This window comes from Cryobacterium cryoconiti (assembly GCF_004403065.1).
GTDB classification, from domain to species: domain Bacteria; phylum Actinomycetota; class Actinomycetes; order Actinomycetales; family Microbacteriaceae; genus Cryobacterium; species Cryobacterium cryoconiti.
In genome coordinates, this window is record NZ_SOHA01000028.1 from 209365 (window position 1) to 215785 (window position 6421).

The window sequence follows — 6421 nt, forward strand, 5'->3', positions numbered from 1 at the left end:
GGGATTTCGGGGAGCACATCGGCGCGTTGAGCGTCAGACGCGGTCGGGCACCGGGTCGGCGGCGGCCGGGTCGGCGGCGACGGATGCCTGCGGCGCGGCCCCCGGGAACAGGCGCGGCCGCAGCCACAGCGCCACGTAGACGAGGGCGACCAGCGCCGGAACCTCGATCAGCGGGCCCACGATACCGGCCAGGGCCTGGCCGCTCGTGGCACCGAAGGTGCCGATGGCCACCGCGATGGCCAGCTCGAAGTTGTTGCCCGCTGCGGTGAAAGCGAGGGTCGTGGTGCGCTCGTAGGAGAGGCCGGTGAGCTTGCCGGTGGCGAACCCGGCAGCGAACATGACCGCGAAGTAGACGAGCAGTGGCAGGGCGATCAGGGCCACGTCGAACGGGCGATCGATCACCTGCTGGCCCTGCAGGGCGAAGAGCAGCACGATCGTGAACAGCAGACCGTAGAGGGCGAACGGGCTGACCTTCGGCAGGAACCGGCTCTCGTACCAGTCGCGGCCGCGGGTGGCTTCGCCGACCCGGCGGGACAGGTAGCCGGCCAGCAGGGGGATGCCGAGGAAGACGAGCACGCTCACAGTGATCGCCCAGATCGAGAACTCCGCGCTGGTGGTGGACAGGCCGAGCCAGGCCGGAAGGAACTGCAGGTAGAACCAGCCGAGCGCAGCGAACGCGATGACCTGGAAGACCGAGTTGACGGCAACGAGGAATGCGGCGGCCTCCCGGTCGCCGCAGGCGAGGTCGTTCCAGATCAGCACCATGGCGATGCAGCGGGCGAGACCCACGATGATCAGGCCGGTGCGGTACTCGGGCAGGTCAGGCAGGAAGATCCAGGCGAGGGTGAACATCAGGGCCGGGCCCACGAGCCAGTTCAGCACTAGCGAGGAGACCAGGAGGCGGCGGTCGCGGGCGACGATGCGGGCATCCGTGTAGCGAACCTTGGCCAGCACCGGGTACATCATCACCAGCAGCCCGATCGCGATCGGCACGCTGACCGAGCCGATCGTGAAGGCGCCGAGCACATCGCCGACGCCGGGTGCGAAGACGGCCAGCAGCAGCCCGAGGGCCATCGCCGCGAGGATCCAGACCGGCAGCAGGCGGTCCATCGCCCCGAGCTGGGCGGGGGCGGGAGCGGTTGCGGCCGGCCGGCTGGGCTGAACGGTCGAGGGATCGGGGTAGGGCATCTGGCTCCGTCAGCGGGTGAGGCAAAAAAACAGTGGCTGGCACCTAATATCTAGGGTGTCGATAGGGAGTCTTCCCCATTGCATCGATGGATGTCAATTTATGGGAGATACTGTTCAGATGCCGTTCACCGAGACCCGCCCTGTGCCCGAGGCTCCGATTGACAGCGCCCTGGCTGCTGCGACCGCGGCGGGTACGACCGGCGCGGCGTGCTGCGCCCCCGCGTCGCGCACGGCGATCGACGCCGACGAGGCCGAGAAACTGGCCCGGTTGTTGAAGGCCGTCGCCGACCCGGCCCGGCTGCGCCTGGTGTCCCTGGTGGCTGCGCACGCCGACCTGGAAGCCTGTGTCTGCGATCTGACCGAGCCGCTCGGGCTCAGCCAGCCGACCGTGTCCCACCATCTCAAAGTGCTGGTGGATGCCGGAATCCTCACCCGCGACAAGCGGGGCACCTGGGCGTACTACCGGCTCGTCCCCGGGGCGCTCGGCTCGCTGGCGGAGCGGGTGCTCGGGCTCTGAGTTTGCGGAGCCGAGCCGGCGGGTTAGGCTGTCGGGCTGAGCTCGGGGGCGTTGCGGCGGGTTGTCGGACCCGGCCGGCCGGCCCGGATCATCCGTGACCAATCCGTGCAAGCCCATTGCTTTTTCAGGATAGCGAGCTATCCTCAACACTTGTGCGCGCAGCCCCACGTCGTGCGGCGCACCTGGACACTTCCGAAGAGGGAGCGTCGTTCCCCGTGGGATTGCTCTGCGCTGTGAGCGCATCCTCCGTCTGAGTGAGAGTCCACCCCTCACCCGACCCGCGTAACCGCGCCGACGAGAGCTTTCACATGCCGCTATTCCCCTTTTCCTCTGCCTGCCGTGTTTCGGTGGAAGGCGCCTATGCAGACGCCTAAGCTCAACCGATCCCTGCGTCAGGCCGCTGCCGGCGGCATCGCGATGGCCTTCGCCACGCTTCTGACCGTGACCCTTGCCATCCCGGCCCAGGGTTCGGAGCTGGACCCCTACGCCGGACTGCCGGACGCCGCGGTGGCCGCGTCGATGCGGGCCGCAACGGATGGCGTGACGTCGACCGCCTCCGATCCCGGGTCTGCGTACTCGGCTGCGGCCGCGGTCATGGCTGACGCCGAGCCGCTGCAGGGTCTGGTACCCAGCGCGGCCGCGTCGGCCGTCGTGGAGCGCGACGGGTTCACCGTGACGGATGCCCCGAAGCCCGTTCCGGTGCCGGCGGCTCCTGCCGCTCCGGCGGCCCCGGCCGCGGCAGCCGCTGCGGTTCCCGCCGGCGGCGCCGTGCGCTGGCCGTTCCCGGGCTCGGTGCGGCTCTCCAGCCCCTACGGTCCGCGCGACGCACCCTGCGGGGGCTGCTCGACCTTCCATAAGGGACTCGACATGCTCCCCGGCGAGGGCGCTCCAGCGTCTGCGGTTGCCGACGGCGTGGTGCGCGAGGTCTCGGCCTTCGACAACGGCGGCTTCGGCGTGTACGCGATCGTCGACCACACCATCGACGGCCAGCTCGTCAGCAGCGTCTACGCGCACTTCCAGTCCGGTTCACTGCAGGTCTCCGCGGGACAGTCCGTGGGCGTGGGCACGCACCTGGGCAATGTCGGCAGCACCGGCCAGAGCACCGGCCCGCACCTGCACTTCGAGATCCTGATCGGCGGGATCACCCCGACGGATCCGTACGCCTGGCTGACGCAGCGCGCCGGCCCGATGTAGGCAGGCGGGTCGCGGGACGCGGGTCGCGTGCCGCGGGTCGCGTGCCGCGGGTCGCGGCTCCGTCGCGCCTTCGCTCCGGGTGCCGGGTGGTCCCGCCGCCGCCGTTCAGGCCGGTGTAGCCGGGAGGTCGAAGTAGAGATGGGCGTGAGCGCGGCATCCGTCGTTGAAAGCGGCGCCGCAGGACGGGCACGCCGATGCGGTGCGGTATCCGTCGATGGAGATCGTGCTGCGGCAGACGCCGCAGAGGATGGCGTGCTCGGCCCAGCGGTCAGCCGGCCAGAGCCGGGCGGCATGCGTTTCGCCGGCGGAGTGGCACTGGTGGCACGGGTAGAAGCGCCTGCAGCAGAAGAACTGGATGGCCACGACGTCGAGGGCGGAACGGTAATGCACGCACCGGGTCTGGGCGTCGACGGTCTGGCCGTGGATCTGCATGCTGGTCCTTCGCCTGCGATGGGAAAGTGGCGGCCCGTGTCGGGTTCGCCGGGTTGCGAACGGATGCTGCGGCATCCGTTCGCGGCGCTAACGGCGCCGAGTTCGATACGTCCGGTCCAGGTCGACAGGTGTGCCTGACGATCTCGACCGGACGTGCCGAACTCGGGGTGACGCCGGGTTACTCGCCGGTGACCTGCGCGGTGACGAAGGCCTCGAAGGCGGCCGGGTCATCGAGGGCGCCGGGGTAGGAGACGCCGTTGACCAGGACGGTGGGCGTGCCCTTGATCTGCTCGATGTCAGCGTTGGGGATGGGGCCGTCCAGGGCACGCTTGGTGGCGTCACCGACCCACGAGGTGAAGGTGTTCTCCGTGATGCAGGTGGCGACCTTCTCGTCGGTGACGCCCGCGTTGGTGGAGAGGGTGACCAGATCTTCGTTGGTCAGGCCCTCGGTGTTCTCCGCCGGCTGGTTGGCGAACAGTGCCGCGTTCATGGCGAGCACGTTCTCGGGCTCGTAGTTCGCGACGCAGGAGAGCGCGGCGGCGGCCCGGGTCGGGTACTTGCTGCCGGCCGAGACCGGGTCGAGGATTGAGATCGGGTGCAGTTCGAGCGTGGCGGTTCCGGCGGCGACCCAGCCGGCGATCTGCTCGCCGTTCGTGACCTCGAACTGGCCACAGAAGGGGCACAGGTAATCCGCGTAGACCACAATGTTGGCGGTGTCGCCGAGGGTGCCGGGGTCGGTGGCGATGGGGTCCTCGTCGGCGGCGACCGCGACGGTCTCGACCGGAACGATGTTGGTGCCGTCGCCCGTGAGGAGCACGCCGTCACTGGCCATGTTGAGCGGGCCGGGCGCTGCGGGACCCGTGTTGCCGACCACGATCAGGGCAACAACCACGGCAGCTGCGACCAGGCCGGCGCCGATGCCGCCGCGCAACAGCCAGCGGTTGCGCTTCTCCTTCTTCTGCTGCTCCTCGCGGAGCTGCCGGGCGCTTTCACGCGCCATCTCGCGGCGATCCTTCTTCGGGGGGACTGGCTTGCCGTAGACATTGCTCATGGACTTCGTGCACCGTTTCGTTGCGACTGGCAGGTGGTATCAAGGTTAGAGGGTCCATCTTCGGGGGTGATGCCCCAGGGCTGTGAGGCACCTGTGAGCGGGGTTCGCGCTCCGGTCTCGTCTGTGGTGCCTCACGTGCATAACTCCTGCAATCTGCAGCGGGGACGGCGGAGTGCCCCGGGATTCCGGGGACCGGTTCGGGTCGGCCGCCGATTTGCAGGAGTTATGCACGGGGAAAGCGGAACAGCGGGAACAGGGGGATGGGGGAGATGGGGGGGGGATGGGGGAGATAGGGGGGATGGGGGAGGCCGGGGCACAGGGGAGGCCGGGGCACGGGGGAGGCCCGCTGCCGGTGCACTATCCGGCGGATTCCTGCAACTTCCGCGGCGTTCCCCGAACAGGGGAATAGGTTCAGGCGTGGTTGTCTTGTCTGTGAGAGCGGTTCCGTGTTCCGCTGCCGGTGCTGACGCCCGCGATGCGGCGCCTCGAACGAACTCAGCCCAGCACGCGGCAGGCCCTGTCGGGCCCGCACCACCAATCTCAAGGATCAACATCACGTGACCACCGCCGCCATTACCGTCATTACCGCAGCCGACCTCAAGTCTGCCGCGAAGCATCCCGGCGATGCCCTCTCCCGCGGCCAGCGCCTCGTCTACATCATCGTGCTCGGTGCGCTCACCGCCCTCGGCCCGTTCACGATCGACCTGTACCTGCCGGCGTTCCCCACTCTTGAGGGCGAGTTCGGCGTCTCGCCTGCCGCCATCCAGCTGACCCTCACCGGCACCATGATCGGCTTCGGCTTCGGCCAGCTCGTTGTCGGCCCCTGGAGCGACAAGGTCGGGCGCCGCCTGCCGCTGATGCTTGCGACCGGCTTCCACATCCTGGCGAGCGTGGGCGCCGCCCTCTCGCAGGACATCGTCTGGCTCGCGGTCTTCCGCCTGCTGCAGGGCTTCGGCGCTGCGGCCGGCGCGGTCGTCGCCCTGGCCATGGTGCGCGACCTGTTCGGCGGCAAGCCGCTCGTGAAAATGCTCTCCCGCCTCGCGCTGATCAGCGGCCTCGCCCCCGTGCTGGCCCCGGTCATCGGCTCGCAGCTGCTGCTGGTGATGAGCTGGCGCGGCATCTTCTGGGTGCTCGCCGCGTACGGCACGGTCGTGATCCTGGCCGTCGCGTTCTGGATCGTCGAGACGCTTCCGGATGCCGAACGCCACGTCAGGGGGCACAGTTCCCTCCGCCAGCGCTACCGTGCGGTGCTCAGCGACCGGGTTTTCGTGGGTGTCGCGATCATCGGCGCGATGTCGTTCACCGGTCTGTTCTCCTACCTCTCGGCGTCGTCGTTCCTGTTCCAGGACGTGTACGGATTCAGCCCGCAACAGTACGGCGTGCTGTTCGCCGTGAACTCACTCGGCGTCATCGCGGGCGTTCAGTTGAGCTCGCGCCTCATGCACCGCTTCAACGTCGGACCGCAGTGGATCGTTGCCGTGTCGACACTGGTGCTGTTCATCACCGCCGGCGCGATCGTGCTGCTCGACCTCGCCGGGGCCGGGCTCTGGGGCACCCTGGTGCCGCTGTGGTTCTTCATCGCGGCCTTCGGATTCACGATGCCCAGCGTTCAGGTGATGGCGCTCGCCGCGCACGGCCATGAGGCCGGCACGGCGGCGTCGCTCCTCGGTGCGGCGAACTTCGGCGTCGCCGGGCTCGTGTCGCCCATCGTCGGCCTGCTCGGGGTCGGCAGTGCCGTCCCGATGGGCGCCGTGATGGGCACCACCGCGGTGGTGTCGATCCTCTCCCTGTGGTTCCTGGTGCGCCCCCGGTCGGTGCCCGCGCTGGACCACTGAGGTTTCAGCATCCGTTGCCACCGATGTGGCGACTCCGGAAAGCCAGCCGCGGTGACTGTTGCCGAAACGGACAACTGTTGCCCGCACACGGGCAACAGTTGTCCGAACCGGCGACAAATGCGGCGGGGGTGAGTGCCGCGGCGGGCGACAGCCCCGCGCCGCTCGCCGCCCCGCCGGGTGACAGCCCCCGCGCCGCCCCGCGCC

Annotated in this window: 6 protein-coding genes; 3 read left to right on the forward strand and 3 right to left on the reverse strand. The window is 69.3% G+C overall.

What is annotated here, in order from left to right:
- Positions 1-33: 33 nt before the first annotated feature.
- Positions 34-1188 carry an ACR3 family arsenite efflux transporter gene (arsB, locus tag E3T49_RS09940; RefSeq protein ID WP_134424746.1) on the reverse strand — a complete coding sequence of 385 codons (1155 nt, stop codon included), beginning with the start codon at positions 1186-1188 and terminating at the stop codon, positions 34-36.
- Between the two features lie 100 nt (positions 1189-1288).
- Here arsB and E3T49_RS09945 point away from each other — a divergent pair, with 100 nt between their 5' ends.
- The gene (locus E3T49_RS09945) at positions 1289-1705 is read left to right on the forward strand and encodes an ArsR/SmtB family transcription factor (protein WP_241972741.1); all 417 of its coding nucleotides are present in this window, start codon (positions 1289-1291) and stop codon (positions 1703-1705) included.
- A gap of 360 nt (positions 1706-2065) precedes the next feature.
- Positions 2066-2899 (forward strand): M23 family metallopeptidase, encoded by an 834-nt coding sequence (locus tag E3T49_RS16365; RefSeq protein WP_194087974.1) that lies wholly within the window; start codon positions 2066-2068, stop codon positions 2897-2899.
- Between the two features lie 105 nt (positions 2900-3004).
- On the opposite strand, the gene E3T49_RS09960 is transcribed toward E3T49_RS16365, so the two are convergent.
- Complete coding sequence (locus tag E3T49_RS09960; RefSeq protein ID WP_134424747.1) at positions 3005-3331, reverse strand: CHY zinc finger protein; 327 nt, start codon at positions 3329-3331, stop codon at positions 3005-3007.
- Positions 3332-3509: 178 nt separating this feature from the next.
- Positions 3510-4331: a DsbA family protein gene (locus tag E3T49_RS09965; RefSeq protein WP_166785517.1), complete on the reverse strand. Its 822-nt coding sequence runs from the start codon at positions 4329-4331 to the stop codon at positions 3510-3512.
- A gap of 608 nt (positions 4332-4939) precedes the next feature.
- On the opposite strand from E3T49_RS09965, the gene E3T49_RS09970 reads away from it, so the two are divergent.
- Entirely contained in the window at positions 4940-6217 is a 1278-nt protein-coding gene (locus E3T49_RS09970; RefSeq protein WP_241972742.1) for a multidrug effflux MFS transporter, read from the forward strand.
- Positions 6218-6421: the final 204 nt, after the last annotated feature.

Excerpts from the sequence above, each read along its gene's own strand:
- E3T49_RS09965 (WP_166785517.1), bottom strand. The coding sequence starts at position 4,331 with ATGGCGCGTGAAAGCGCCCGGCAGCTCCGCGAGGAGCAGCAGAAGAAG.
- E3T49_RS09960 (WP_134424747.1), bottom strand. The coding sequence starts at position 3,331 with ATGCAGATCCACGGCCAGACCGTCGACGCCCAGACCCGGTGCGTGCAT.
- E3T49_RS16365 (WP_194087974.1), top strand. The coding sequence starts at position 2,066 with ATGCAGACGCCTAAGCTCAACCGATCCCTGCGTCAGGCCGCTGCCGGC.
- E3T49_RS09945 (WP_241972741.1), top strand. The coding sequence starts at position 1,289 with ATGGGAGATACTGTTCAGATGCCGTTCACCGAGACCCGCCCTGTGCCC.
- arsB (WP_134424746.1), bottom strand. The coding sequence starts at position 1,188 with ATGCCCTACCCCGATCCCTCGACCGTTCAGCCCAGCCGGCCGGCCGCA.